21 protein-coding genes are annotated in these 26,524 nt (G+C 66.9%); 14 read left to right on the top strand and 7 right to left on the bottom strand.

Annotated elements, in window-relative coordinates:
• Positions 1–177: 177 nt before the first annotated feature.
• On the top strand, positions 178–360 hold the full coding sequence (locus tag LFT46_RS17180) for a hypothetical protein (protein ID WP_236820479.1): 183 nt from the start codon (positions 178–180) through the stop codon (positions 358–360).
• Positions 361–379: 19 nt separating this feature from the next.
• On the opposite strand, the gene ligD is transcribed toward LFT46_RS17180, so the two are convergent.
• Together ligD and LFT46_RS17170 are read right to left on the bottom strand one after the other, a co-directional pair.
• Complete coding sequence (ligD, locus tag LFT46_RS17175; protein ID WP_236820478.1) at positions 380–1,618, bottom strand: non-homologous end-joining DNA ligase; 1,239 nt, start codon at positions 1,616–1,618, stop codon at positions 380–382.
• A 31-nt stretch (positions 1,619–1,649) separates the two neighbouring features.
• A complete protein-coding gene (locus tag LFT46_RS17170) occupies positions 1,650–3,020 on the bottom strand; it encodes an 8-oxoguanine deaminase (protein WP_236820477.1) in 1,371 nt (456 codons plus the stop codon).
• Between the two features lie 403 nt (positions 3,021–3,423).
• Here LFT46_RS17170 and LFT46_RS17165 point away from each other — a divergent pair, with 403 nt between their 5' ends.
• From LFT46_RS17165 to LFT46_RS17125, 9 genes are all read left to right on the top strand, one after another.
• Positions 3,424–3,918 (top strand): nucleoside deaminase, encoded by a 495-nt coding sequence (locus LFT46_RS17165; RefSeq protein WP_236799624.1) that lies wholly within the window; start codon positions 3,424–3,426, stop codon positions 3,916–3,918.
• A 14-nt stretch (positions 3,919–3,932) separates the two neighbouring features.
• Entirely contained in the window at positions 3,933–5,474 is a 1,542-nt protein-coding gene (locus tag LFT46_RS17160; RefSeq protein ID WP_236820476.1) for an NCS2 family permease, read from the top strand.
• Between the two features lie 137 nt (positions 5,475–5,611).
• On the top strand, positions 5,612–6,832 hold the full coding sequence (locus LFT46_RS17155; RefSeq protein ID WP_236820475.1) for an XdhC family protein: 1,221 nt from the start codon (positions 5,612–5,614) through the stop codon (positions 6,830–6,832).
• Positions 6,823–7,746: an FAD binding domain-containing protein gene (locus LFT46_RS17150; RefSeq protein WP_236820474.1), complete on the top strand. Its 924-nt coding sequence runs from the start codon at positions 6,823–6,825 to the stop codon at positions 7,744–7,746. The genes LFT46_RS17155 and LFT46_RS17150 overlap by 10 nt, the downstream gene beginning before the upstream one ends.
• A 2-nt stretch (positions 7,747–7,748) precedes the next feature.
• Complete coding sequence (locus LFT46_RS17145) at positions 7,749–10,583, top strand: molybdopterin-dependent oxidoreductase (protein WP_236820473.1); 2,835 nt, start codon at positions 7,749–7,751, stop codon at positions 10,581–10,583.
• An 86-nt stretch (positions 10,584–10,669) separates the two neighbouring features.
• Positions 10,670–11,650 (top strand): aldo/keto reductase, encoded by a 981-nt coding sequence (locus LFT46_RS17140; protein WP_236820472.1) that lies wholly within the window; start codon positions 10,670–10,672, stop codon positions 11,648–11,650.
• 102 nt (positions 11,651–11,752) lie between these two features.
• Entirely contained in the window at positions 11,753–12,493 is a 741-nt protein-coding gene (locus tag LFT46_RS17135) for a HEAT repeat domain-containing protein (protein ID WP_236820471.1), read from the top strand.
• Positions 12,490–13,140: a uracil-DNA glycosylase gene (locus LFT46_RS17130; RefSeq protein ID WP_236820470.1), complete on the top strand. Its 651-nt coding sequence runs from the start codon at positions 12,490–12,492 to the stop codon at positions 13,138–13,140. The genes LFT46_RS17135 and LFT46_RS17130 overlap by 4 nt, the downstream gene beginning before the upstream one ends.
• Positions 13,141–13,190: 50 nt before the next feature.
• On the top strand, positions 13,191–14,777 hold the full coding sequence (locus LFT46_RS17125) for an HNH endonuclease signature motif containing protein (RefSeq protein WP_236820469.1): 1,587 nt from the start codon (positions 13,191–13,193) through the stop codon (positions 14,775–14,777).
• Between the two features lie 98 nt (positions 14,778–14,875).
• Here LFT46_RS17125 and LFT46_RS17120 read toward each other — a convergent pair whose 3' ends face one another.
• The gene (locus LFT46_RS17120; protein ID WP_236820468.1) at positions 14,876–15,661 is read right to left on the bottom strand and encodes a nucleotidyltransferase family protein; all 786 of its coding nucleotides are present in this window, start codon (positions 15,659–15,661) and stop codon (positions 14,876–14,878) included.
• A gap of 78 nt (positions 15,662–15,739) precedes the next feature.
• The gene (aceE, locus tag LFT46_RS17115; RefSeq protein ID WP_236820467.1) at positions 15,740–18,508 is read right to left on the bottom strand and encodes a pyruvate dehydrogenase (acetyl-transferring), homodimeric type; all 2,769 of its coding nucleotides are present in this window, start codon (positions 18,506–18,508) and stop codon (positions 15,740–15,742) included.
• A gap of 310 nt (positions 18,509–18,818) precedes the next feature.
• Between aceE and LFT46_RS17110 the strand changes: the two genes are divergently transcribed.
• Genes LFT46_RS17110 through LFT46_RS17100 form a run of 3 tightly spaced genes read left to right on the top strand, consistent with a single transcriptional unit; the run spans position 18,819 to position 21,963 of the window.
• Complete coding sequence (locus LFT46_RS17110; protein ID WP_236799613.1) at positions 18,819–20,387, top strand: NCS1 family nucleobase:cation symporter-1; 1,569 nt, start codon at positions 18,819–18,821, stop codon at positions 20,385–20,387.
• A gap of 57 nt (positions 20,388–20,444) precedes the next feature.
• Positions 20,445–21,188 (top strand): aspartate/glutamate racemase family protein, encoded by a 744-nt coding sequence (locus LFT46_RS17105; protein ID WP_236820466.1) that lies wholly within the window; start codon positions 20,445–20,447, stop codon positions 21,186–21,188.
• A 13-nt stretch (positions 21,189–21,201) separates the two neighbouring features.
• On the top strand, positions 21,202–21,963 hold the full coding sequence (locus LFT46_RS17100; protein ID WP_236820465.1) for an SDR family oxidoreductase: 762 nt from the start codon (positions 21,202–21,204) through the stop codon (positions 21,961–21,963).
• 44 nt (positions 21,964–22,007) lie between these two features.
• On the opposite strand, the gene LFT46_RS17095 is transcribed toward LFT46_RS17100, so the two are convergent.
• From LFT46_RS17095 to LFT46_RS17085, 3 genes are read right to left on the bottom strand one after another with little or no spacing between them, the layout of a single operon-like run.
• The gene (locus LFT46_RS17095; RefSeq protein ID WP_236799610.1) at positions 22,008–22,385 is read right to left on the bottom strand and encodes a sterol carrier family protein; all 378 of its coding nucleotides are present in this window, start codon (positions 22,383–22,385) and stop codon (positions 22,008–22,010) included.
• A 58-nt stretch (positions 22,386–22,443) separates the two neighbouring features.
• Complete coding sequence (locus LFT46_RS17090) at positions 22,444–23,460, bottom strand: asparaginase (RefSeq protein WP_236820464.1); 1,017 nt, start codon at positions 23,458–23,460, stop codon at positions 22,444–22,446.
• Positions 23,461–23,520: 60 nt separating this feature from the next.
• Positions 23,521–25,107, bottom strand: a complete 1,587-nt coding sequence (locus LFT46_RS17085; RefSeq protein WP_236820463.1) for a molybdopterin-dependent oxidoreductase — start codon at positions 25,105–25,107, stop codon at positions 23,521–23,523.
• A 99-nt stretch (positions 25,108–25,206) separates the two neighbouring features.
• Between LFT46_RS17085 and purD the strand changes: the two genes are divergently transcribed.
• Complete coding sequence (gene purD, locus LFT46_RS17080) at positions 25,207–26,523, top strand: phosphoribosylamine--glycine ligase (RefSeq protein WP_236802941.1); 1,317 nt, start codon at positions 25,207–25,209, stop codon at positions 26,521–26,523.
• Position 26,524 lies beyond the last annotated feature (1 nt).

The raw sequence follows: 26,524 nt of genomic DNA, 5'->3' as shown, positions 1-26,524 counted from the left end.
GTTGCACACCAGCGTACCCCGCAATGGCGGTGGTGTACATCACAGGTGCAAAATTCGGTTTGTGACCGGACTAGGCACTTGGGCCTTGGCAGGGGCTATTGACCCCCCGGCCAACCCAGTTCTAGAATTTCATAAAGCAGAAACAAATTTTCGTACTATGAAAAATAGGAGGCTTCGATGTACCAGCAGGACAGGACCCCGGTCGCGCCACAGCCAGCCGCACCGTCAGCAGTCCAGGAGTTCTACCTTCCCCTCGGCGGCGGTACGGATCCGGACTTCTTCGTTCCGGAGGACCGCGTCCACGAACCCAGCCGCTTTTCGCGGTGGATTTCCGCCCTCCCTGGATTCGGGCGGCGCTAAGACCAGCAGGGAATTCCGGCTACTCCCGCCCCGGCCACTGCTTTCCGGCCCAGGGATCATAGTCGGCTATGAGCTTCTCCTGCGCCGGGCGTTCGTCTTCGGGAACATGCTGCAGGTTCACCCGCACCCGGTACCAAAGCGAGCTGGACCCGCGCATCCCGTCGACCAGGACATCAGCCGGCTGCAGGGAATTGACGACGGCGGCGTGCCGGGTTTTCCATTCGTCGAGGGCCGCGAGGGCCTCTGGCTTGGTCTTGGTGCGGGCCACCTCGATCAACGGCATCGTGGACTGCCGGCGCCCGGACCCGTTCCCCGCACGGGGGGCCTTTTCGGCGGGGCCCAGCTCCTTGGCAAGGGCCAGGAGCCCATCCAGCCTGCCCGCAGCGCCGTCAATTTCGGAATGCGGATCACCGATCTGCGCGTACCGTTCGAGGACCGTGCGCACATTGAACTGCTCAGGCCTGGCGGTGCGCATCTCGTCCCACGTCAGCGGCGTCGAAACCCGGGCATCCGGCAACGGCCTCACCGAGTAGGCGGAGGCCACGGTGCGGTCCTTGGCGTTTTGGTTGAAGTCCACGAAGACGCTCTCGCCGCGCTCCTCCTTCCACCACCGTGCGGTGGCCAGTCCGGGAGCGCGGTTCTCCACCTCCCGCGCCAGGGTTTCGGCAGCGAGCCGGACGTCCTTGTAGGACCACTCGGGAGCAATGCGCACCAGGATATGCAGCCCGCGCGAACCGCTCGTCTTCGGCCACCCCACCAGGCCTGCGTCGTCCAGCACCTCCTGCGCCACGTATGCGACGTCCACGATCTGCGACCAGTCCACCCCCGGCATGGGGTCGAGGTCCACCCGCAGCTCGTCCGGGTGTTCAAGGTCCTCCGCGCGGACCGGATGCGGATTCAGGTCCAGGCAGCCGAGGTTGATGACCCATGCCAGACCGGCGGCATCCCGGATCACCGCTTCCTCCGCCGATGTTCCGGACGCGTAGTGCAGCGTGGTGGTGTCGATGAACGGCGGGTGGTTTTCCGGCACGCGCTTCTGGAAGAATGGCTCGGCATCGATGCCTTTGGGGAACCGCTTGAGCACCATGGGCCTGCCGCCCGCACCCCTCAGCGCGCCGTCCGCCACCGACAGGTAGTACTGGACCAGGTCCAGTTTGGTCAGCCCTGGCTCCGGGAACACCACTTTGTCCGGGCTGGAGATCCGCACTTCGATCCCATCGATGTCCAGAACCTCGGGTGGCGTCTTTGACGGTGTCATGGCGCCACGCTAGCAGCGGGCCGGACGCCTGTCAGCCGTTGACCAGCCTCTTTGCCGCTGCGGAGTGTCCGGCGATGAGGCCGACCACATCCAGCCCGGGGATCTGCCCGTCCACCACCCGCCACTGCCCGCCCACCATCACCCGGTCCGCCCGGTCGGCGGCGCAGAGGAGGAGGGCTGCGACGGGGTCATGGCTGCCGGAAAAGCGGAGGTCGTCAAGTCGAAACAGCGCCAGGTCGGCCTGCATGCCAGGTGCCAGCTGCCCCAGGCCGCGCCGTCCAAGGACTGCCGCGGACCCCCGGGTGGCCCAGCCCAGCGCCCGTTCCACCGGCACGTCAGCCCCATAGCGCAGCCGCTGGAGGTAGAGGGCCTGCCGCGCTTCCAGGATCATGTTGGAGGCATCGTTCGACGCCGAACCGTCCACCCCCAGACCCACCGGGACGCCGGCGTCCTCCAGTTCCAGGACCCGGGCAGTCCCGGAGGCCAGGCGCATGTTGGAGGTGGGGCAATGCGCGACGCCGGTCCCCGCTGCACCGAGGCGGGTGATCTCCGCGTCGCTGAAGTGGATTCCGTGCCCCAGCCAGGTGCGGTCCGTCAGCCAGCCAACGCTGTCCAGGTAGTCCACGGTCCGCAGGCCGAACATCTCCCGGCAGAAGTCCTCCTCCTCCAGGGTCTCGGCCAGGTGCGTGTGCAGCCGAACGTCCAGCCGCTCCGCGAGGGCCGCGCTTTCAGCCATGATCTCCTTCGTCACCGAGAACGGTGAGCAGGGGGCCAGTGCGATCTGGATCACCGCGTCAACCCCGCGCTCGTGGTACTGGCCCACCAAGCGCTCGCTGTCCGCCAGCACCACCTCCGGATGCTGCACGGTGGACTGTGGCGGCAGGCCGCCGTCGTCCGTCCCCAGGGTCATGGAGCCACGGGTGAGCGTGGCCCGCATGCCGAGCCGCCGTACCGCCTCAACCTCGATGTCCACGGCATCCTCAAGGCCCGCGGGGAAGAGGTAGTGGTGGTCGGCGGCAGTGGTGCAGCCGGAAAGCAGCAGCTCGGCCAGTGCCACTGTTGCTGCCAGTTCCAGGTCCTTCGGCGTGAGCCGGGCCCACACGGGGTACAGGTTCTGCAGCCAGGGGAACAGCGGGGTGTTGGCCACCGGCCCCCAGGCCCGCGTGAGGGTTTGGTAGAAGTGGTGGTGCGTGTTGATCAGGCCGGGCAGCAGCACGTGGTTGCCTGCGTCGAAGGTCCCGGTGCAGGGCGCGGACGGCTGCTCGCCCGCGGCCAGGACCTCGGTGATGACGCCGCCGCTGACCACCAGGCCGCCTGTTGCGTCGAGGTCATTGGCGGTGAAAGCTGCGAGCGGATTGCGGATCCATAAGCGGGATACGGGTGCAGGGGAGGGAGCGGTCATGGCTGTCCTTGTCTGAGCCGAAGGCGGATGCGGTAAGTCCAGCTCAGTGAGGCCCTGTCTGCTGATCCAGGTGCCGCGCCTGGAGGCAGGGCGGGTGGGTTCAGCGTAGGGAAATCGGCTGACGTGCGTCAACGTGGCTTTTTGTGACCGCGGCGCCGGGAGGAGCCGTGAAGAGTCGGCAACATGCATTTCACATAGCGAAAATGAATTTCCAGAAAAGTATGGCGTGGCCCACAAACGGGTGCTAATCTCAATTCTGCCAAAGGCGGGCACCCGAACCCGGGAAGCTATCTACCAGGCGCAACTTAACCTTCACAGCACATGCTGAAGCCTGGTAACCGTTCGCACCTGGTTTTACTGGTCCTGCGCGGCAACAGGCTTCCCGGCAAAAGGAAGTCGCATCATGAGTACCACCGTCACGGCCGAACAGTTTTTGGCCCGCTCCATCCGGCTGGCAACGGCCAATGTCCTCAACAGCGGGGGCCCGTTCGGCGCCATGATCGTCACGGCGGACGGGCAGGCGTTCGACGGCGTCAACCGTGTCACCGCGGATAACGATCCCACCGCGCACGCCGAAGTTACCGCCATCCGCACTGCCTGCCGCGAATTGGGCACCTTCGACCTCAGCGGCGCAACCCTCTACACCAGCTGCGAGCCCTGCCCCATGTGCCTGGCCTCCGCGCTCTGGGCCCGGGTAAGCCGCGTTGTCTACGCCGCCGACCGGCATGACGCCGCATCCGTCGGTTTTGACGACGCCCTGTTCTACGAATACTTCGAAAACCAGGACAGGGATTCCCTGATGCCGGTCTCCAAGCTGGAGCTGGGCGATCCCCAGGCCCCGGCGCCGCTGGAGCCGTTCAACACCTGGAACACGCTCGAATCCAGGATCGACTACTAGGCCCGGCGGCTTCGATGACCATCCTGGACCATTCCCACGAGGAGCATTCGGCTCCAAGCACCAGCACGATCCGGCGGGCGCCGCGCACTTCCACGCAGGCAACCGGAACACCCCGACCGCCGGCACCGGAATCCTTCCTGGACCGCTTCTTCCAGATCACCCGGCGCGGCTCCACCGTTGCCCGCGAGTTCCGCGGCGGCCTGGTCACCTTCTTCACCATGGCGTACATCGTCATCCTCAACCCCCTCATCCTGGGCGGGTTCAGCGCTGACAACGCCCCCACCGATGTTGCCGGCGGTTGGCTCTCCGCCGCCCAGGTGGGCGCCGTCACCGGCCTCACCGCCGGCGTCATGACCATCCTCTTCGGCCTTATCGCCAACCTGCCCTTCGGTCTTGCCGCCGGGCTTGGCATCAACTCCTTCCTGGCCGTCTCGGTGATTCACGAAGTCACGTGGCCCGAGGCCATGGGCCTGGTGGTGATCAACGGCATCCTTATCGTGTTGTTCGGCGTCACCGGCGCCCGGACGGCCATCTTCCGGGCGGTGCCCAAGGAGCTGAAAGCCGCGATCACTGTCGGCATCGGGCTGTTCATCGCCTTCATCGGCTTCGTGGACTCCGGCTTCGTCCGGCCCACCGCCGGCGGTCCACCCGTCCAGCTGGGCGACGGCGGCTCCATCACCTCAGTGCCCACGCTCGTGTTCGTCGTCGGACTCCTGGCCATGGGCATCCTGGTGGCGCGCAAGGTCCAGGGCGGCCTGCTCATCGGCATCGTGGGCACCACCGTGCTGGCCGCCGTCGTGGAAGCCATCATGAAGATCGGCCCCGCCAGCGCCACCAATCCCGGCGGCTGGCACCTGAACACCCCCGTCCTGTCCGGCCAGCTGGTTTCGGCGCCGGACCTGGGCCTGGTGGGCCAGTTCGACCTCTTCGGCTCCTTCGCCAGGATCGGCGGACTCGCAGCCACCATGCTGGTCTTCACACTGGTGTTCACCAACTTCTTCGACGCCATGGGAACCATGACCGGCCTGGCCAAAAGCGCCGGCGTCGCCCACAAGGACGGCACATTCCCCCGGCTGAAGTCGGCCTTCATCGTGGAAGGCTTCGGTGCCGTGGCGGGCGGGGCCACCTCCGGCTCCTCCAACACCGTGTACATCGACTCCGCAGCCGGCATCGGCGAGGGCGCCCGGACCGGTTTGGCTTCGGTGGTCACCGGCGCGCTGTTCCTGGGCTCGATGTTCCTCACCCCGCTCACCAGCGTGGTGCCGCTCGAGGTTGCCGCCGCCGCACTGGTGGTGGTGGGCGCCATGATGATGGCGCAGATCCGCGAGATCAAGTTCACCAAGTTCACCGTGGCCCTGCCGGCGTTCCTCACCATCGTGACCATGCCGCTGAGCTACTCCATCGCCAACGGCATCGGGGTGGGCTTCGTGAGCTGGGCCGTCATCGGGGCGGCATCCGGCAAGGCGAAGAAGATCCATCCGCTCATGTGGGTGGTGAGCGCGGGGTTCCTGGTGTACTTCGCCCGCGGGCCGATCAACCACCTGCTCGGCGGCTGACCGCTTTTCCGATCTCCGCCCCAACCACTGCCCCCAACCTCCGTCAGGGGCCGGACCAACCGTCGGCCCGGCCCCTGGCAGGACAGACAGGCAGGACCGACAATGGACACCACCGCCGCGGAAGAAGGAGCGCCGCCATGCTTGACCTGATCCCTTCACTTGGCCCCTGGACACGCAGGCTGGCAGGCCGACAGTTCGCCGTGGCCACCATCCTGGCCGCCACCGGATCGGTGCCGCGCCCGGTGGGGACCTCCATGCTGGTCACCGAATCCGGCGATGTCCTGGGCAGCCTCTCCGGCGGCTGTGTGGAAGGCGCCGTGGTGGCGCTCGCCCAGGAGGCAATGGACGACGGCGTCCCGCGCCACGAGACGTTCGGCTTCAGTTCCGACGACGCCTTCGCCGCCGGACTCACCTGCGGGGGACAACTGGCCATCCACATCCAGCCGGTGCCTGCCGGGACCGGTGCTGCCACCGATCCGCTGCGCGCTGCCCTGCTGCAGCTTGCTGCCCTCGGCCCGGACCAACCCGTTGCGCTGGTACGGCTCCTGGGCACCCCAGTCAGCGCCGCCGTCGTCCTTTCCGATCCCGCCGCCTTCAGCCTCGGCGCCCACCCGGAGCTGGCAGCGCTGCTGCAGGGGGAGCCCGCCCTGCAGGTGGAAGCGATGGTGCGCAGCGGCGGCACCGGGCTGGTCCGCCAGGCAGGGCACCGGGAATGCCCACCGGACCGGAGCGGGCACGGGCGCCCGGGCGAAGAGCTGGCTGTCCTGGTGGAATCCCGGCTGGCCCCGCCGCGGATGCTGGTGTTCGGCGCCAACGATTTCGGTGCCGCGCTGGTCCCGGCAGCCAAACTGCTGGGCTACCACGTGACCCTGGTCGATGCCCGCCCGGCCTTCGCGTCGCAGCCCCGGTTCGCCGCCGCAGACCAGGTGGTGACCGACTGGCCGCACCGGTACCTGGCGGCGGAAGCCGCGGCAGGTAGGGTGGACCCCCGCACCGTGGCCGCAGTCCTGACCCACGACCCCAAGTTCGACATCCCGCTGCTGGAGGCCGCGCTGGCCCTGGACCTCGCCTATGTGGGCGCCATGGGATCCCGCCGGAGCCACCTCCAGCGGGTGGATGAGCTCCTCAACGCAGGCGTTCCGCCGGAACGGATTGCCCAGCTGCATTCGCCCATCGGCCTGGACCTCGGCGCCGTCACTCCCGCCGAAGTGGCGGTGTCCGTGACGGCGGAACTGATCGCTGCCCGCAACCGCGCTGCCAGCGGCATGCCGTTGCGGGAAACTTCCGGCGCCATCCACCATCACCCGGCTGCCCCGGCAGACGCAGACCTTACCAAGCAGGAGATCGCATGGACATGAACACCATCGAGGCGGTGGTCCGCACCACCGACCCCGCGCAATGGCGCGAAGGCGATGCCTGGCTTGCCGGCGGCACGGTCCTGTTCTCCTACGGCAGCTACGCCTTTGGGCCCCAGCCTCTCACCCGGCTCCTGGACCTCGGCGACGCCGGCTGGACGCCCGTCACCGTCACCGATGACGGCATCGAGCTGGCCGCCACGTGCACCATCGCGGAGCTGTACAACCTTCCGGTGTCGCCGGCTGTGGCGGACCGCAGCTGGCCGGCGCTGGACCTCGTCCGGGCGTGCTGCGATTCCTTCGTGGCCTCCTTCAAGGTCTGGAACATGTCCACCGTGGGCGGCAACCTCTGCACCTCCCTGCCCGCAGGGCCCATCATCTCGCTGTGCGCCGGGATGGAGGGGACGGCCACCATCCTCGGCCCGGGCGGCGCCAGCCGGCAGGTTCCGGTGGCGGAGTTCATCACCGGGGACGCCACGAACTGCCTGGCACCCGGCGAGCTGCTCCGCAGTATCCACCTGCCGGCGTCGGCCCTTAACTCACGGGTGGCGTTCCGCCGGCTGTCGCTGAGCAACCTGGGCCGGTCCGGGGCGCTGCTCATCGGAAGGCTCGACGGCGGCACCTCCCTGGTGCTCACCGTCACCGCTGCCACCAAGCGGCCCGTACAGCTGCGTTTCGACGGGGTGCCGGATGCAGACCGGCTGGCCGCTGCGTTGGACGATGCCATCCCGGCGGAGCTCTATCACGACGACATCCACGGCCTGCCCGCCTGGCGCCGCGACATGACCTACCGGCTTGCCGAAGAAATCCGGGCCGAACTCGCCGCGCCCCACGGGACACCGGGACTCGTTGTTTCCGGTGATTTCTGGCCGCCCCGGGCCGCAAGGCCCGGCACCACTCTTTTGAAAGGGGCCTAAGCATGGCCATCGAGATCAACGGCACCCCTGCCGGCACGGCGCCGCGCCCCGGGCAGTGCCTGCGCACCTTCCTGCGGGAGCTGGGTAACACCGGCGTGAAGAAAGGCTGCGACGGCGGCGACTGCGGCGCCTGCACCGTGCACGTGGACGGAACACCGGTCCACAGCTGCATCTACCCGGCCGTGCGGGCAGAGGGGCGTTCGGTGACCACCATTGAGGGGCTGGCGGCGGCTGGAGGTGGCGGCGACGGCGACTTGCACCCCGTGCAGCAGCAGTTCATGGAGCGCCAGGGGTTCCAGTGCGGCTTCTGCACGGCGGGCATGGTGATGACGGCGGCAACGTTCGACGACGGACAAAAGGACAACCTGCCCCGGAACCTCAAGGGCAACCTCTGCCGGTGCACCGGGTACCGCGCCATTGCCGATGCGGTCTGCGGAGACGCCGGCCATCCCGCCCCTGAAGGACCCGGTTCCGGCATCGCGGGGGAAGGCCAGCCGGATCCGGAGCCGGGCCGGTTGGGCGACGACGTTCCCGCACCGGCCAGCCGGGCAGTGGTTACCGGCGCCGCCCGCTACACCCTGGACCTCCCGGTGGACCAGCAGCAGGCCCTGCTGCACCTGAAGATCCTGCGCTCGCCGCACGCCCACGCCCGCGTTCTCTCCATCGACAAGGAGGCAGCGCTGCAGGTTCCCGGCGTCGTGGCGGTCTTCACCCACGAGGACGCGCCGGAGCAGCTGTTCTCAACGGCGCAGCATGAGCTTTTTACCGACGACCCGGATGACACCCGGGTGCTCGATGACGTGGTGAGGTTCCGCGGCCAGCGGGTGGCCGCCGTCGTGGCTGAATCCGTCGGCGCTGCGGAAGCCGGCGTCCGGGCGCTCCGCGTGGAGTATGAGGAGCTGCCTGCTGTCTTCTCGCCACAGGACGCGCTGCTGCCGGGCGCACCGCTGGTGCACGGGGACAAGGATGCATTCCGCTCCCGAATTGGCCGGCCGGACCGCAACGTGGTGGCGGAACTGCACTCGGAGCTGGGAAACGTGGCCGACGGCTTCGCTGCCGCCGATTTCATCCATGAGCAGACCTACCAGACCCAGCGGGTGCAGCACGTGGCGTTGGAGACGCACGCGGCCATCGCGTCGGTGGACGCCGACGGCCGGCTGCAGGTCCGCACGTCCAGCCAGGTCCCGTTCCTGGTCCGGCGGACGCTGTGCCGGGTGTTCGGGCTGGATGAGGACAAGGTGCACGTGGTGGCCGGCCGGGTGGGCGGCGGGTTCGGCGGCAAGCAGGAAGTCCTCACCGAGGACCTCGTGGCGCTCGCAGCCCTGAAACTGCAGCGGCCGATCCAGCTGGAACTGACCCGCACCGAGCAGTTCACCGCCACCACCACCCGGCACCCGTTCACCATCAAGCTGAAGGCCGGTGCCAGCAGGGATGGCAGGCTGACGGCCCTGGAGCTGGACGTCGCCACCAACACCGGCGCTTACGGCAACCACGGCCCCGGCGTCATGTTCCACGGTTGCGGCGAATCACTGGCCGTATACAACTGCGCCAACAAGAAGGTGGATGCGCACTCGGTGTACACCAACACGGTGCCGGCCGGTGCCTTCCGCGGCTATGGACTCAGCCAGATGATCTTCGCCATCGAGTCCGCCATGGATGAACTGGCGGCCGGTATCGGCATGGATCCGCTGGAGTTCCGCCGCCGGAACATGGTCCGCGAGGGAGACCACATGCTGTCCACCCAGCCGGATCCGGAGGAGGACGTCCACTACGGCAGCTACGGGCTGGACCAGTGCCTTGACCTGGTCCGTGACGCCCTGGATCGCGGCAAGGCCCGCTACCGGGAGGCAGGCCTGGACGACCTTGGCCCGGACTGGATGGTGGGGGAGGGCGCTGCCCTCTCCATGATCGACACCGTGCCCCCGCGGGGGCACTTTGCCCACTCCCGCCTCCGGCTCCTGCCGGACGGGACGTACCAGGCCGAAGTCGGGACCGCCGAGTTTGGGAACGGCACCACCACGGTGCATACCCAGCTCGCGGCCACGGCCTTGTCCACGGAGGCGTCCCGGGTGGCGGTGCGCCAGTCGGACACGGACCTGGTGGAGCACGACACCGGCGCGTTCGGCTCCGCAGGGACGGTGGTGGCCGGAAAGGCCACGCTCGCCGCTGCCGAAGAGTTGGCAGTCCGGATCCGCGCCTTCGCGGCCGGCATCCGGCAGACGCAGGCGTCCGCGTGCGTCCTCAACGGCGATGCCGTGGTGGTTGACGGAACTTCCGTGGCACTGGCTGAGCTGGCGCAGGCTGCCGCGGATGCCGGCGTCGAACTCGCCGCCGAGGGACGCTGGGGCGGTACCCCGCGTTCCGTCGCCTTCAACGTGCACGGCTTCCGGGTGGCCGTGAACCGCGGCACCGGTGAGCTGAAGATCCTGCAAAGCGTGCAGGCCGCCGACGCGGGCGTGGTGGTCAACCCGCGGCAATGTCGCGGACAGATCGAAGGTGGGATTGCGCAGGCCTTGGGTGCCACGCTGTATGAGGAAGTCGTAGTGGACGACGCCGGCAAGGTCACCACGGACATCCTGCGGCAGTACCACATTCCTACTTTCGCGGACGTGCCGCGCAGCGAGGTGTACTTCGCGGATACCAACGACAAGCTGGGGCCGCTGGGGGCGAAATCGATGAGCGAAAGCCCGTTCAATCCGGTGGCGCCGGCGCTTGCCAACGCCATCCGGAATGCCACCGGAGTGCGCTTCGCGTCCCTGCCCATCGCTCGCGACCGGATCTATTTGGGGCTCAAGGAAGCCGGGCTGGTGCCCAAGCTGGAGCGTGTGCCTTCCTAGGCCAGCCGGGGTCATACTTCCGCTGGCGCGGATGCAACCCGGGGTCGGATCTGACCCGGGGTTGCATCGTTGCATATAGTCGGGGGATGGAACAGCGGATTTTAGGCAAGACCGGACGGAACGTCTCCATCGTGGGGCTGGGTACCTGGCAGCTCGGTGCGGACTGGGGAAACGTGGATCCGGCACAGGCGCAGGCCATCCTCGCAGCCTCGGTGGAGGCCGGAGTTACCCTCTTCGACACCGCGGACGTCTATGGTGACGGCAAGAGTGAGCAGGCCATCGGGAAGTTCCTGGCGGACAACCCGGGCTCCGGCGTCACGGTTGCCACCAAGATGGGCCGGCGGGTGGAGCAGCGGCCGGAGAACTACACGCTGGCCAACTTCCGCCAGTGGGTGGACCGGTCACGGAAGAACCTGGGCATGGACACCCTGGACCTGGTCCAGCTGCACTGCCCGCCCACCCCGGTCTACAGCAACAACGAGGTCTACGACGCCCTCGACACCCTGGTGGCGGAAGGTGCCATCCGCAACTATGGCGTCAGTGTGGAACGGACGGACGAGGCCCTCGAAGCCATCCGGCATGAAGGAACGGCCTCTGTCCAGATCATCCTCAACGCCTTCCGCCTCAAGCCGCTGGACGAGGTGCTGCCCGCCGCCAAGGCTGCAGGGGTGGGCATCATCGCCCGTGTGCCGCTGGCATCCGGTCTGCTCTCCGGCAAGTACACCAAGGACACCACCTTCGCGGAGAACGATCACCGCAACTACAACCGCCAGGGCGATGCCTTCGACGTTGGGGAGACCTTCTCCGGCGTGGACTACGAGCTGGGCCTGAAAGCCGTGAAGGAGTTCGAGCAGCTGGTCCCTTCCGGCGCTACAACGGCGCAGGCGGCCATCGCCTGGATTGCTGCCCAGGACGGCGTCACTACCGTCATCCCCGGCGCCCGCAACGTGGATCAGGCACGGGCCAATGCCGCCGCGGCCACGGTCAGCGTGGGCAAGGAGTTCGACGACGGGGTCCGCTGGATCTACGACCACTACTTCCGCGAGTCCATCCACCCGCGCTGGTAGCGTTCGCCGCCTGCCCAAGCCCCACTTCGCTCGCCACGGGGACCCCGGGCGGCTTTCTTACCCACTCGGCTCGGTGGCACGCCGGCGGCAAGGAGTTCAGCGATGGGCAAACGGTCGGATTACCGGGCGGTGCTGGAATTGCTTCCGCCCGGGGAGTGGACCGCCTACCTGACCGCTGAGTCCGGGCTTCCTGGGCCCCGGGGCAACCTGGAACTGGCGGTGGCGTTTGCCGATGTAGCGGAGCCGGACCTGGTCCGGCTGTGCGCCGGGAGCCCCGACGAGTACCTTGCCCTGTGCGGCGCTATTGGTCTTGGCCGGCTGCTTGTGGAGGGCGATTCTGATGCTGCCGCTACCCTGCGGGCGCTGGCGGAAGACGACCGCTGGCGGGTCCGCGAGGGGGTAGCCATGGCCCTGCAGCGCCTGGGGGATGCGGACATGCCCGCCTTGTGGGCCGTGGTGGAACGGTGGGCGGACGACGGGCCTCTCGTGCAGCGTGCCGTTGCGGCCGGGATTTGTGAACCGCGGCTGCTGGGTGCTCCGGAGGATGCCACTAAAGCGGTTGAGATCCTCGACAGGATAACCAGTGTGGTGGAAGGAACGGATTCTGCATCCCGCCGGTCGGAGCAATTCCGCGTGCTGCGCCAGGGGCTTGGATACTGCTGGAGCGTTGCCGTTGCCGCGGCACCGGTCACTGGGTTCGGACACCTCGCCAAGTGGGCTCGCAGCCAGGACCGTGACGTGCGCTGGATCGTACGCGAGAACCTTCGAAAAGCGCGCCTTCACAGGGCCGATCCGTCGGCAGCAGAGCGTTTGGCTGCCGTCCTCGAAAAGTCCGCCGAATGACGGCCCCCGGCATCTCTGCGTTCGTTCAGCGGCTTGCGGCCGTGGAGCTCGGACCGGCGTGCACTAACTTCTTCAATCATGAAGTCCCGGAGAACGCGCTGCGCAGGCGCAACCTGGAGCTCTACCTGCAGGAGATGCTGGACCGGCAGCCCAAGGTGCTGCTGGTAGGGGAGGCACCCGGTTTCCGGGGCATGCGGATCACCGGCGTGCCATTCACCAACCGGGTTATCCTCGGAGGCCCCACCAACAGCTTCGGGCTTTTCGGCCCCGGCAAGGGGTACGTGCTGCCGCCCGAAGCTGCAGGGGTGGCTGCCGAGCCAACGGCAACGGTGCTGTGGCAGGTGCTGGAAGAGGTGGGGGCTCTGCCACTGCTGTGGAGTGCCTTCCCCTGGCACACGCACCAGCCAGGAAAGCCTTTGTCCAACCGCACGCCCAAGCCTTCGGAGACAAAGCTGGGGACTCCTTTCTGGCAGGAATTGGCGGAACTGTTCGGTACTACCTCCATCGTGGCGGTGGGCAATGTGGCCCAGCACAGCCTCCAACGCAGCGGCTTGGCCGTTCCCAAGATTCGGCATCCGGCGCATGGCGGCAGGGCGGGTTTCAAGAGCGGGCTGGAGCAGTTGCTGGAAAGTGGGATGCAGGCCTGAGCTGAACACTTCACAGCCAGAATGTCGTACCCCTTTGTCATGATTGGTTCATGGGAAGGGCGGCGGTGGTCAAGGCTTACGCAGACATCCGGGCTGCCCTTGCTGTGCTGAATGCCGAGGTGGATTGGTGCGGTTCGGAGTCGTTTTCGGTGGCTGATCCGTTGGCCGGCCTGGCGGATGGTTGCTTGGACATTCTTGCCGGTGCCCGTGAGGTTGAAGCAGGGATTGCCGGGTTGAAGGCGAAGGCTGCGGTGATGTACGCGGAGAGCGCCAGTGCTGTTGCCGGTCCGGATGTGCCGGTGCAGGCGCAGGAGATGGCGGTCGCGGCGGAGGTCGGGTGCGTGCTGGCGCTGGGGCCGCGGGCGGCGTCCTCGTTCCTGGCGACTTCGCACGCCGTTGTTTCCTCGTTGCCACGGACCCTTGCGGGGCTGCAGGCGGGGACGTTGTCCTGGAGTCATGCGGTAGTGATGGCTGATGAGGCCGCGAGCCTGGGTGCCGCGGGGGCGGCGGCGTTGGAAGCTCATTTCCTTGACCCGGACGCCCCGGATGCTGCTCGGGGGTGCCCTGCCGGGGAGATGCCGGCGCATCGGTTCAGGGTAAAGGCCCGGACCTGGCGGGAACGCCACCACGCCGAGAGCATCGAAGTGCGCCATGCCAAGGGGGTGGCGGATCGGCGGGTTGAGTTCCGGCCGGACCAGGACGGGATGGCGTGGCTGTCCGCGTGTTTGCCGGCGGAGCAGGCGTTGGCCGGGTGGAACCGGCTCACCGCGGTCGCCCGGTCACTGCAGAGGCCGGAGGAGTCCCGGACCATGTCCCAGTTGCGGGCTGACAAGTTCGCTGATGCGATCCTCGGCAGCGGCAGCGGCAGCAGCAGCAGCAGCAGCAATAGGACCAGTAGCGGCCGTGGCGCCAGTGTCACGGATGCGATTGACGAAGCTGATGGTGGTGACGGCGATACCGGTGCCCGTGACAGCGCCGGTGTCAATGGCAGGGATGGACGGGAAGACATCTCTTCGCCGATCCGGGCCCAGGTTCTGGTCACGGTTCCGGTGTTCTCCCTGATGGGGTTGGCCGATGAACCGGCGATGCTCGACGGGTACGGGCCGATCCCGCCCTCGATGGCCCGGGACCTGGTCGCGAACGGCGCCGGGTCGTTTTACCGGGTGTTGGTGGATCCGCGGGACGGGGCGCCGCTGGAGATCGGCCGGACAAGTTACCGGGTGACCGGGGCGATGCGGGCCTGGCTGAGGATGCGGGACGGAAAGTGCCCGTTCCCGGGCTGCAGCAACAACTCCCTGGACAACGACGCCGACCACATCCTCGCCTGGGCCAACGGTGGCACCACCGGGATCTCCAACCTGGCACAACCCTGCCCGAACCACCACAAACTCCGACACAGCACCGGATGGAAACCCACGCGGGCCACCAAAAACGAACCACCCGGCTGGATCTCACCCGCTGGCAGGCACTACCCAAGCGAACACCAGGACTGGGAACCCACCCGTTGGCCTGTTCTTCACAACGCGGACCAGGTACCGGGGGAGGGACCGCCTGGCGCGCTTTCTGATCTCGTGCAGCTCGGGATATCCCCGGCAGAAGATTGGCTGCAGTGGGTCCTGCACGCTCCATCCGCCTGACGCAGCCAGGGTAATGCTGCCCTGCCCACGCCTGACCGTCTTTGCGTGCTGTTGGGGTCGCCTGCTAGTGGTGGACCGGTGCCTGTGGAGCTCGACTGCTACTGAAGAAGGCCCAGCTGGTCCGGCGTATCCACGTCCTCGCCGCTGGACTGGTCGCTGCAGTCCACCTCGTCCACAAGGTCAGGATGGGAACGCAGGAAGCCGCGCGCGCCGGCGTCACCCGTTACCGTTGCGCACACTGCCTCGCGCAGCGAGGCGTCGATGAGCAGGGGGTGCCCGCGGTGAAGTTGGCCCGCTTGCCCGCGGTTGTTTCCGTGGCGGCCGAATCCTGGCTGTCGTGACCTGTTCTCCTGCTGTGTGTTTTCGTTCCCTCCTGCGGTCTCCTTTGGCTCAACACAGTCTCCGCGGCCAGCGTCGCCCGCGTGGCTTCGGGTATCCGGCAGCCCGCCGTCGGACGGCGCGCGGCGGTAGGCCGCCGCCGTGACACGCCCCGGACGATGGGCGGCTAACAGCCGCCGGACAGTCTCCGGGGTCAGTCCGGGCTGGTCCACAAGGGCTATCAACAGGTGGCTTCCGGGGTTCGCGGCGTGGTTCCCGAGCAGGAATGAGCTGCCCATGCCCGTCTGCCAGTCCGCGTTGTCCACCACGCGGAAGCGGTCGAGGCTGGCAGCTGCCTGAACTTCAGACGCTCCTGCGCCGAGGACCACCACTACTTCCCGGCAGCCGCCCTCAAGCAGTGCATTGCCGACGGACTCCACCAGCGGCCGGCCCCGGTAGGGCAGCAGGGCTTTCGGTCCCAGACCCAGACGCGTCCCGGCCCCGGCCGCCAGGAGTACTCCCGTGACAGGCCTGGCCGGGACCCTCAGATGCTCCGCGTTCCTCATAGCTGCACCCTAGCCAATGCCAAAGCAGTCGGGGCAGCCTCCCACGGAGACTGTCCCGACTGCTCCTGGCGGTGCTTCTCAGGCGTCGCCGCCCGCCCCGCCCGTGGTGCCGGCGTTGACGTCCAGGAGCTTGTACCGGTCAATGGCGTATGACGGCGCATCCTCCTCAACTTCGCCCCTCGCCGCCAGCATTTGCAGCACTTTCACCACGATGGAGTGGGTGTCGTTCTTGAAGTAGCGGCGGGCTGCTGCGCGGGTGTCGGAGAAGCCGAAGCCGTCGGCGCCGAGGGTGGCGAATTCGTTGGGGACGAACTGCCGGATCTGGTCCGGGACTGCCTTCATGTAGTCGGACACGGCGACGATGGGGCCGGTGGCTCCTTCGAGTTGCTGGGCGACGAAGGGGACGCGGGCGGGCTGGCCGGGGTTGAGGAAGGCTTCTTCTTCGGCGGCGAGGCCGTCGCGGCGCAGTTCGTTCCAGGAAGTCACGGACCACACGTCGGCGGAGACGTTCCAGTCATCGGCCAGCACGCGCTGGGCTTCGAGGGCCCAGGGTACGGAGACGCCGGAGGCGAGGATCTGGGTGCGGGGACTGCTTTCGTTCAGTCCTGCGGCCTTTGCCGGGGCGAGCAGGTAGATGCCCTTGATGACGCCTTCGACGTCGAGGTTCTCCGGTTCTGCGGGCTGGATGATGGGTTCGTTGTACACGGTGAGGTAGTACATGACGTTCTTGTCGCCGTCGTGTCCTTCGGACTCTGCCCCGTACATCCGTTCCAGGCCGGAGCGGACGATGTGTCCGATTTCGTAGCCGTAGGCGGGGTCGTAGGTGAGTACGGCGGGGTTGGTGGAGGCCAGCAGGGGGGAGTGGCCGTCGGCGTGCTGGAGGCCTTCGCCGGTGAGGGTGGTCCGTCCTGCGGTGGCGCCGATGATGAAGCCGCGGGTCATTTGGTCCGCTGCTGCCCAGAAGGCGTCGCCGGTGCGTTGGAAGCCGAACATGGAGTAGAACACGTAGACCGGGACCAGGGGGATGCCGTGGGTGGCGTAGGAGGTTCCGGCGGCGGTGAACGCTGCCACGGCGCCGGCTTCGTTGATGCCGGGGTGGATCAGCTGGCCCGCGGGGGACTCCTTGTACGCCAGGACCAGGTCACGGTCCACCGACAAGTAATTCTGGCCCTTGGGGTTGTAGATCTTCGCCGTGGGGAAGAACGCGTCCATGCCGAAGGTGCGGGACTCATCCGGCACGATGGGCACAATCCGGTTCCCGAATTTCTTGTCCCTGAGCAAATCCTTCAGCAGGCGCACGAATGACATCGTGGTGGCCGCCATTTGCTTGCCCGAACCGCGTTTGGCCACCTCATAAGACTTCGCATCCGGCAGTTCCACGGGCTGGTGTCCGCCGCGGCGCTCAGGAACGGAGCCGCCCAGTGCCCTCCTTCGTTCGAGGAGATAGGCAATTTCGGGTGCATCGAATCCGGGGTGGTAGTAGGGAGGCCGGTACGGATCGGCGTCGAGCTGCTCATCCGAGATGGGAATGCGCAGGTAGTCCCTGAACTCCTTGAGATCCCCGATGGTGAGTTTTTTCATCTGGTGGGTGGCGTTGCGGCCTTCGAAGTGGGGGCCGAGGCCGTAGCCCTTGACGGTGTGGGCGAGGATGACGGTGGGTTTGCCCTTGAATTCGGTGGCGGCCTTGTAGGCGGCGTAGACCTTGCGGTAGTCGTGGCCGCCGCGTTTGAGGTTCCAGATCTGGTCATCGGTCAGGTCCGCGACGAGGTCTTTGGTTTGCGGGGTTTTGCCGAAGAAGTGTTCGCGGACGAACCCGCCGGATTCGGCCTTGTAGGTCTGGTAGTCCCCGTCGACGGTTTCGTTCATGATCTTCACCAGGGAGCCGTCGGTGTCGCGGGTGAGCAGGTCATCCCATTCCCGGCCCCAGACGACCTTGATCACGTTCCAGCCCGCGCCGCGGAAGAACGCTTCGAGTTCCTGCATGATCTTGCCGTTGCCCCGGACCGGCCCGTCCAGGCGCTGGAGGTTGCAGTTGATCACGAAGTTCAGGTTGTCCAGGTTCTCGTTCGCGGCGAGCTGGAGCAGGCCGCGGGACTCGGGCTCGTCCATTTCCCCGTCGCCCAGGAACGCCCAGACCTGCTGGTCGGAGGTGTCTTTCAGGCCGCGGTTGTGCAGGTAGCGGTTGTTCTGGGCCTGGTAGATCGCGTTCATCGGCCCGATGCCCATGGACACGGTGGGGAATTCCCAGAAGTGCGGCATCAGGCGCGGGTGCGGGTAGGAGGACAGGGCGTGGCCCTGGCGGGACTTTTCCTGCCGGAACCCGTCCATGTCTTCCTCGGAGAGCCGGCCTTCCATGAATGCCCGGGCGTACATGCCGGGGGAGGCGTGGCCCTGGAAGAAGACCTGGTCCCCGCCGCCGGGGTGATCCTTGCCGCGGAAGAAGTGGTTGAACCCGACCTCGTACAGGGTCGCCGCGCCGGCGTAGGTGGAGATGTGCCCGCCGACGCCGATATCGGGCCGCTGCGCCCGGTGCACCATGACCGCGGCGTTCCACCGCATGTAGGCCCGGTAGCGGCGTTCGTACTCCTCGTTGCCCGGGAACTCTGCTTCCTGGTCCACCGGGATCGTGTTCACGTAATCGGTGGTGGTCACCATCGGCACACCCACGCTCTGCGCGCCCGCGCGCTGCAGCAGGCTCCGCATGATGTATTGGGCACGCTCGGTACCCTGTTCCCTGATCAACGCATCCAGGGACTCAACCCACTCGGCAGTCTCTTCCGGATCACGATCAGGCAGCTGGTTAGTCAACCCGCTGAGGATATGGGAGGTCTCTTCTCCTGCAGCCACGGCAGCCTCTTTTCATCTTTGAATGCTTGGCCTCATGTTTTCGTATTGTGAGAAAACAATATTGCTAGACGAGATTAGTAGGAGGCGTGTCCAGGGTCAACGTGATAGCCGCCACCAACCGGCCGCAGCGGCGGGTTGGAGCGAATCAACGTATTATGACCGGCCGGGGGTGCCCGTGGCCCTTGACCCGCAGTGACCCAAGTCATACCATTATTTTCACTATTCAATATCTCGTTTCCGGTATGTGGAATAACAGAAACGACTCCCCAGTCGGCCTCACCACCCGGATTCCCAACGAATTGAGACCCTTATGCAAACCCCTCCCACGGCGGGCGTTACTGCTGAGCAGGGCCTGGCAGCGCCGTCAGCCCCCGCAGTACATACCCCCGGAAGCGTTGAAGCCTTGTGCGAATCAGCAAGCGCAGCCTCGGGCACGAGCATCAGCCCTTCCCTGTACAACTCCGATCTTGCCCCCACCAAGCGCGCCGGCCGCAGCTGGACCAGTTACAGCATCTTCACCTTGTGGGCCAACGACGTGCACAGCCTGGGCAACTACGCCTTCGCCATCGGGCTGTTCGCCTTGGGGCTGGGCGGGTGGCAGATCCTCATGGCCCTCGGCATCGGCGCGGCGCTGTTGTTCGGCCTCCTGACGCTGTCCGGATTCATGGGCGTCAAGACCGGTGTTCCCTTCCCGGTCATGAGCCGAATCAGCTTCGGCATCAGGGGCGCCCAGATCGCCAGCCTCCTCCGCGGCGCAGTGGCCGTGGCCTGGTTCGGCATCCAGACCTACCTCGCATCCGTGGTGTTCCGCGTGATGCTCGTGGCCATGTTCCCCGCGTTGGCGGACATGGACAAAGACTCCATCCTGGGCCTGTCCACCCTGGGCTGGATGGCGTTTGTGACCCTTTGGGTGGTGCAGTTGGTGATCGTCAGCTTCGGTATGGAGATGATCCGCAAGTATGAGGCCTTCGCCGGCCCGGTCATTCTTGCCACCATGGCCGCCATGGCCATCTGGATCTTCGTCGAGGCAGGCGGAAGCATCGCCTGGTCCTCCGACAAGGCGCTGGAAGGGCCGGAAATGTGGCTCACCATCTTCGCCGGCGGCGCCCTGTGGGTGTCCATCTACGGCACCTTCGTCCTGAATTTCTGCGACTTCACCCGCTCGGCAGTCTCCAAGAAGGCTGTGGTGCGCGGCAACTTTTGGGGCATCCCCATCAACATGCTGGTTTTCGGCGCCATTGTGGTGGTCATGGCCGGTGGCCAGTTCAAGATCAACGGCACCATCATCAAGAGCCCCTCGGACATTGTCCAGACCATCCCCAACACGCTCTTCCTGGTCCTGGCCTGCCTTGCCCTGCTGATCCTGACCATCGCCGTGAACCTCATGGCCAACTTCGTTGCCCCGGTTTACGCACTGACCAACCTGTTCCCCAAGCGGCTGAACTTCCGCAAGGCCGCCATGGTCTCAGCGACGATCGGCTTGGTCATCCTGCCCTGGAACCTCTACAACAACCCGCTGGTCATCGTGTACTTCCTCGGTGGACTCGGTGCGCTGCTCGGCCCGCTGTTCGGCGTCGTCATGGCCGACTACTGGCTCATCCGCCGCGGGAAGGTCAACGTGCCGCAGCTCTACACGGCATCCCCTGACGGAACGTACTTCTACAAGAAGGGCGTCAACCCGCGGGCCATCATCGCCATGGTTCCGGCCGCCGTCCTGGCCCTCCTCATCGCCTTCGTCCCGGGACTGGCTGCGGCCGCTCCCTTCGCCTGGTTCTTTGCAGCAGGCATCGCCGCCACGCTCTACTTCTTCATCGCCGACCGCAACCAACGGCTGGAAGACCACGACGGTGAGGCCATCGCCGTCGTCAGCACCCACTGAGCCCCACCCACCCAGCAACCGGCCCCACAGGGACCCGGAGCACCAAAGGAATTCCCCATGCGCATACTCGTTGCCAATGTGAACACCACCTCGTCGATGACGGACTCGATTGCGGCCTCGGCACGCAGTGTGGCCGCTCCCGGTACGGAAATCATCGGCATCACCCCGAGGTTCGGCGCAGACTCCTGCGAGGGCAACTTTGAAAGCTACCTCGCCGCCATCGCCGTCATGGACGCCGTCACCTCCTACCCGGAGCCCTTCGACGCCGTTGTCCAGGCCGGCTACGGCGAGCACGGCCGCGAAGGCCTGCAGGAGCTGTTGGACGTGCCGGTGGTGGACATCACCGAAGCCGCAGCCAGCACGGCGATGTTCCTGGGTCACAAGTACTCCGTGGTGACCACCCTGGACCGGACGGTTCCCCTCATCGAGGACAGGCTGAAGCTGGCCGGACTGGACGCCAGATGTGCGTCCGTCCGTGCCAGCGGCATGGCCGTGCTGGAACTGGAGGAGGAACCCGGGCGGGCAGTGGAGGCCATCATCAATCAGGCGATGCTGGCCGTCACCCAGGACAAGGCCGAGGTCATCGTGCTCGGCTGCGGCGGCATGGCCGGGCTGGATGAGCAGATCCGGCAGCGGGCGGGAGTCCCCGTAGTGGACGGCGTGGCTTCCGCGGTGACAATCGCCGAATCCCTGGTCCGGATGCGACTCTCCACCTCCAAAGTGCGGACGTTCGCTGCGCCCCGCCCCAAGACCGTCATAGGCTGGCCGCTGAACAAGCCGGCCGTGCCGGCGCAGTCCTAAGCCAGGAGACAGAATGGACACGTCCCCTCCCACTGCCCGCGTCGCCGTCGTTACCGGGGCCGGCTCCGGCGTTGGCCGGGAGGTCGCCCGGCAGATGCTGGCCGACGGCTTCCGCGTGGTGCTGGCCGGCCGACGCGAAGCGCAGCTGAAGGAGACAGCGGACAGTCACCCCGACGCTCTTGTGGTGCCGTGTGACGTCACGCGACCCGACGACGTCGAGCGCCTTTTCGAGGCTGCCCGCCGGCAGTGGGGGCGCGTGGATGTCCTGTTCAACAATGCCGGCGTGTTCGGCCCGGCAGCCGGCGTGGACGAGATTAGCCTGGACGACTGGAACGCCACGCTGGCCGTGAACCTCACAGGCTCCATGCTGTGCGCGGCCGCGGCCGTCCGGGCCATGAAAGCGCAGGTGCCGCAGGGCGGGCGGATCATCAATAACGGTTCCATCTCCGCCCATTCGCCCCGGCCCCGGACGGTCGCATACACGGTCACCAAGCACGCCATGACCGGCCTGACCAAGAGCATCGAGCTGGACGGCCGCGGCTATGGCATCACGTGCGGGCAGATCGACATCGGCAACACGGCCACGGAAATCATGGACACCATCGGCGTCGGCTCGGGGGCACTGCAGGCCGACGGCAGCCGCAAGGTGGAGCCGATGTTCCCCGTGAAGGACGCGGCGCGCGCGGTGCTGATGATGGCCAACATGCCGGCCACAGCCAGTGTTGGCTCAGTGGTGGTTACCGCGGCCGGCATGCCCTTCATCGGCCGCGGCTGACGCGCTCCGGCCTACTCGCCGCGGCTGGGGATGAGGCGGCAGGGCTAGAGGGGCAGCAGGGCCGACAGGTCGGCCCGCAGGCCTGATGCTGCCACTTTGCCGGCAGCAACTGCATCCGCCCAGCGCACCTGGCCCGTCACCATCCCAAGCCAAGTGGCGGCGTCGCACTCAATCACATTGGGTGGGGTGCCGCGCGTGTGCCGCGGCCCCTCCACGCACTGTGTGACGCCAAAGGGCGGCACACGCACCTCAACAGAGTTGCCCGGGGCGCGGGCGGTCACTTCCTCCAGCGAGTACCTCACTGCGGTGGCCAGGACCGTGCGTGGCACGGGAACGTCCGACGGCGGCTGGGCGGCTTCCAGCCATGCCTTCAGTGCTGCTTTGCCTTCCTGGACGTCGATACGACGGCGGGCTACGGCCATGCTTTCAGTCTTTCCTTTTGCGGCGGTGCGGATTTTGCGGCGGCGGGAGAACGGGGTGTCAGTCCAGAAGGGCGGAAACTGCCGGGCCCAGCCGGATCTTGCCCACCGGTCGGCCGCCGCCAAGCACCGGCTCAACCACTTTTTCCAGGGCGCTGGCAACGCCCGGAATCTCCACGGCCCCCGCTGCCGCAAGAAGGGTCAGAGCCACAAGCGAGGTGGCGCGGACATTGCCGTCGAGGATCTTGACGGCCACGGAAACGCCTTGGGGCGTGGCCATGGCCAGGACTCCCTCGGCCCCGATCTTGGCGATGATCTCCAGTTCGTCCATCACCAGCGTGTTGGCTTCGCCGCGGCCTTGCACGGCCCAAGGGTAATCCAGCATCGACGTGGCGATGGTGGCCGCCCTGGCGCTGAAGCTCTGGTCGCCGGGCGCCTTGGCCAGCTGGGAGTAGGCCCTGGCCAGCCCCTTCAGGGAAACTGCTGCTACCGGTGCGCCGCAGCCGTCGATGCCCAGGTGCGCGATCTGCTCGCCCGTGTATTCCTCGATCACGGTGCGGACCCGCTGCTGCAGGGGATGGTTGGGCTCCAGGTAACTGTGCGTATCCCACCCGTTCTCCGTGCAGGCCCAAAGGAAAGCTGCGTGCTTCCCGGAACAGTTGTAGGCCAGCCGCGACATCCCCTTCTCCGAGCGCACCAGCCAGTTGCGGGCCGTCTCGTCCTGGGGCCAGGTTTCGGGGCACTGCAGCTGGTCTTCACGGACGCCGGCCGCCTTGAGCATGCCCGCCACCACGTCCATGTGGTCCAGTGACCCGGTGTGGCTGCCGCAAGCGATGGCCACCTGGGCGCCGCGCAGCGGAACCCCGGACTGCATGGATGCCAGCGCCTGGAACGGCTTCAGGGTGGACCGGGCGTAGATGGGGGTGTTGATGTCGCCAAGCTCGGTGACCACCGACCCGTCGGCGGACAGAAGGACGGCGGAACCAATGTGCCGCGACTCCACAAAGCCGCTGCGTTCGATCACGGCCAGTTCGACGGCGGAGTCCACGGTGAAGGTGGCATGCGGATTATGCGGCATACCGCCAGTCTATGGGCCAGCCTGCCACTGCACGGGGACCCGCCACTGAGCGCTGACCATCTACTGCACGGTCACCATTACCGACTGCCAGCCGGAGGCGCCATCCGGAACCGGGTCGGCACGCTTGTCCGTTTGGATTTCGCCGGTGCCGTCGGTGGCCCGGACCTTGATGTAGTGCGGGCCGGGCGTGGCGTCCCACTCGTAGGACCACTGGCGCCAGGTGATGGTGGACGCTTCGGCCGACAGGGTGGTTTCCATCCACTCGCCGTTATCGATCTGGATCTCAACCTTGGTGATGCCGCGCGTCTGGGCCCAGGCGGTACCGCCCACCGCTACCTTCCCGGCCGGCACCTTGGCGAAGGACTTGGGCACCTCCACGCGTGCCATGGTCTTGATGGGTCCGCGTTCGGACCAGCCACGGTTGGTCCAGTATGCCTTGTTGTCGGCAAAGCGGGTGACTTCCAGGTCAACCACCCACTTGGTGGCTGAGACGAAGCCGTACAGCCCGGGAACCACCATCCGCACAGGGTAGCCGTGCTCCAGCGGAAGGGGTTCGCCGTTCATTCCGATGGCCAGAATGGCGTCGCGGTCATCCTGCAGGACCTCCAGGGGAGTGGAGGCGCTGAAGCCGTCAATGGAGGTGGACAGCACCATGTCCGCGCCGTCCTTGGGCTTGGCGCGTGCCAGGACCTCGCGGATGGGAAGGCCCAGCCACTTGGCGTTGCCGGCCAGGTTGCCGCCCACGGGGTTGGAAACGCAGGTGAGGGTGACATGCGACTCAATCAGCTGCGCATCCAGCAGGTCCTGGAACGTCAGGGTCACTTCCTGTTCCACCAGCCCATGCACCCGCAGTTCCCAGTCATCGACGTTGATTTCCGGGACACTCAAGGCCGTATCGATGCGGTAGAACTCATTGTTCGGCGTCAGCCACGGGGTAACGCCCGCAACAGGGGACTGCACGCCCGCCGGGACGGGCGCTGCAGCCTTGGCCGGTGCCGGCAGCCGCAGGGCGTCCCGGGCCTGGGCCACATTGTTGCGTGCGGCACCCAGGAGCCGGCCGCCAGTCGCCGCGATTCCTGCAGCCACCGCGGTGATCCCCGCGGCGGTGAAGAAACCCCGGCGGCTGGTGCCGTCGCCACGTTCCCGGGCACCGCCGTCGTACGCTGTATCAGCCGGCGCTTCGGGCCACTCCTGCAGCCCCCACAGCTGCACCATCAATCGGCGCAGGGCCACCAGGCCGGCCAGTGTCCCCAGCACTGAAGGGATGGCGTCCGCGGGGCCAACGCCCGCCCGGGTCACCACGCAGGCCACAATCACGGCACCCATGAACAGCACACCCAGGACGCCCAGCGCCCATTTCCGGTAGGCCACCACGCCAAGAATGCAGGCAAGCACCGCGATGGTGAGGCCCATGCCCACGAACAGGGCGGCCTTGTCATTGGTGCCGAAGGTGGCGATCGCAAAGTCCTTCAGCCACGGCGGCGTGAAGTCGATGAAGGTGGAGCCCAGGGCAAACAGCGGCGTGGCCCTGGCGGTGAAGAATGCGCCGATCAGCTCCGCAACGGCAAGTACGACGGCGGCCGCCACCACGCCTGCCAAAGCGGCCATGGTGGCGGTGCCGGTTTTCCGGTTTCGAAGCGTTGTCATGTGTATGGTTCGGAGCGGCCGGGGCCACGGATTGACCGGCCGGGCAGGGAAGGTCACAGCTTAGGAGCCGGAAGGGTGCACAAAGTACCCTTGGAGACTGTGAAGGTACTCGTCATTGGCCCCGGAGGCCGCGAACACGCCATTGTCCGCTCCCTGCTCGCCGACCCCAACGTGTCAGAGGTCCACGCGGCGCCGGGCAATGCCGGCATCAGCAAGCTGGTCCCTACCTACAACATCAACGGCAACGATCCCGAGGCGGTTGCGGAACTGGCCACCCGGCTGGGCGTGGACCTCGTGGTGGTGGGCCCCGAGGCTCCGCTGGCCGCCGGTGTCTCCGATGCCGTGCGCGAAGCCGGCATCCCCGTCTTCGGACCCAGCATGGCGGCGGCACAGCTGGAGGCCTCCAAGGCTTTTGCCAAGGAAGTCATGGCAGAAGCCGGGGTACCCACGGCGATGGCCATGGTGGCCACCAATGCCGAGGAAGCAGCGTCAGCACTGGACACCTTCGGCGCCCCCTATGTGGTGAAGGACGACGGCCTGGCCGCCGGCAAGGGCGTGGTGGTCACCAGGAACCGCGACGAAGCCCTGGCCCACGCGCAGTCCTGCTTCGACGCCGGCGGATCAGTGGTGATCGAGGAGTTCCTGGACGGGCCCGAAGTTTCCCTGTTTGTGCTCTGCGACGGGCAGAACACCGTTGCGCTCACACCGGCGCAGGATTTCAAGCGCATCTTCGACAACGACGAAGGCCCCAACACCGGCGGCATGGGCGCCTACACCCCGCTTGAGTGGGCCCCTGAAGGGCTGGTGCAGGAGGTCCTGGACCGGGTGGCCCAGCCCACCGTCAACGAGATGGCCCGCCGCGGCACCCCGTTTGTCGGCGTGCTGTTCGTCGGCCTGGCCCTCACCTCACGCGGTACCCGCGTTATCGAATTCAACGTGCGCTTCGGCGACCCCGAAACGCAGGCGGTCCTCGCCCGGCTCAAGACGCCCCTCGGCGCCCTGCTCATGGCGGCTGCCAAGGGCGAACTGGACAAGGCAGAGGAGCTGCGCTGGTCCAAGGAAGCCGCTGTCGCCGTCGTCGTAGCCTCGGAAAACTACCCGGACAAGCCGCGCACAGGTGACCGGATCCGCGGACTCAAGAAGGTGGAAGCGCTTGAGGGCGTGCACGTCATCCACGCCGGAACCGCCCTGGATGATGAAGGCAAAGTAGTTTCCGCCGGCGGCCGCGTCCTGGCCGTCGTAGCCCTGGGCAGCGACCTGGTGGAGGCCCGCGAAAGAGCCTACGACGGCGTGGAGCTGGTCCAGCTGGAAGGCTCGCAGTTCCGCAGCGACATCGCCCGCAAAGCCGCCCGTGGCGAAATCAAGGTTCCCTACGGCGCCACGGGTTCAATGCCCATCGTGAAAGCAAAGGCCTGAC

The sequence above is a fragment of the Arthrobacter sp. FW306-07-I genome (genome assembly GCF_021800405.1).
Lineage (GTDB): Bacteria > Actinomycetota > Actinomycetes > Actinomycetales > Micrococcaceae > Arthrobacter.
Note: the sequence above shows the minus strand (reverse complement) of the source record. Positions and strands in the feature narration are given on the sequence as shown.

Bases quoted from the DNA above. Each gene is read 5' to 3' on its own strand.
- LFT46_RS17180 (WP_236820479.1), top strand. From the start codon at position 178: ATGTACCAGCAGGACAGGACCCCGGTCGCGCCACAGCCAGCCGCACCG.
- ligD (WP_236820478.1), bottom strand. From the start codon at position 1,618: ATGACACCGTCAAAGACGCCACCCGAGGTTCTGGACATCGATGGGATC.
- LFT46_RS17170 (WP_236820477.1), bottom strand. From the start codon at position 3,020: ATGACCGCTCCCTCCCCTGCACCCGTATCCCGCTTATGGATCCGCAAT.
- LFT46_RS17165 (WP_236799624.1), top strand. From the start codon at position 3,424: ATGAGTACCACCGTCACGGCCGAACAGTTTTTGGCCCGCTCCATCCGG.
- LFT46_RS17160 (WP_236820476.1), top strand. From the start codon at position 3,933: ATGACCATCCTGGACCATTCCCACGAGGAGCATTCGGCTCCAAGCACC.
- LFT46_RS17155 (WP_236820475.1), top strand. From the start codon at position 5,612: ATGCTTGACCTGATCCCTTCACTTGGCCCCTGGACACGCAGGCTGGCA.
- LFT46_RS17150 (WP_236820474.1), top strand. From the start codon at position 6,823: ATGGACATGAACACCATCGAGGCGGTGGTCCGCACCACCGACCCCGCG.
- LFT46_RS17145 (WP_236820473.1), top strand. From the start codon at position 7,749: ATGGCCATCGAGATCAACGGCACCCCTGCCGGCACGGCGCCGCGCCCC.
- LFT46_RS17140 (WP_236820472.1), top strand. From the start codon at position 10,670: ATGGAACAGCGGATTTTAGGCAAGACCGGACGGAACGTCTCCATCGTG.
- LFT46_RS17135 (WP_236820471.1), top strand. From the start codon at position 11,753: ATGGGCAAACGGTCGGATTACCGGGCGGTGCTGGAATTGCTTCCGCCC.
- LFT46_RS17130 (WP_236820470.1), top strand. From the start codon at position 12,490: ATGACGGCCCCCGGCATCTCTGCGTTCGTTCAGCGGCTTGCGGCCGTG.
- LFT46_RS17125 (WP_236820469.1), top strand. From the start codon at position 13,191: ATGGGAAGGGCGGCGGTGGTCAAGGCTTACGCAGACATCCGGGCTGCC.
- LFT46_RS17120 (WP_236820468.1), bottom strand. From the start codon at position 15,661: ATGAGGAACGCGGAGCATCTGAGGGTCCCGGCCAGGCCTGTCACGGGA.
- LFT46_RS17110 (WP_236799613.1), top strand. From the start codon at position 18,819: ATGCAAACCCCTCCCACGGCGGGCGTTACTGCTGAGCAGGGCCTGGCA.
- LFT46_RS17105 (WP_236820466.1), top strand. From the start codon at position 20,445: ATGCGCATACTCGTTGCCAATGTGAACACCACCTCGTCGATGACGGAC.
- LFT46_RS17100 (WP_236820465.1), top strand. From the start codon at position 21,202: ATGGACACGTCCCCTCCCACTGCCCGCGTCGCCGTCGTTACCGGGGCC.
- LFT46_RS17095 (WP_236799610.1), bottom strand. From the start codon at position 22,385: ATGGCCGTAGCCCGCCGTCGTATCGACGTCCAGGAAGGCAAAGCAGCA.
- LFT46_RS17090 (WP_236820464.1), bottom strand. From the start codon at position 23,460: ATGCCGCATAATCCGCATGCCACCTTCACCGTGGACTCCGCCGTCGAA.
- LFT46_RS17085 (WP_236820463.1), bottom strand. From the start codon at position 25,107: ATGACAACGCTTCGAAACCGGAAAACCGGCACCGCCACCATGGCCGCT.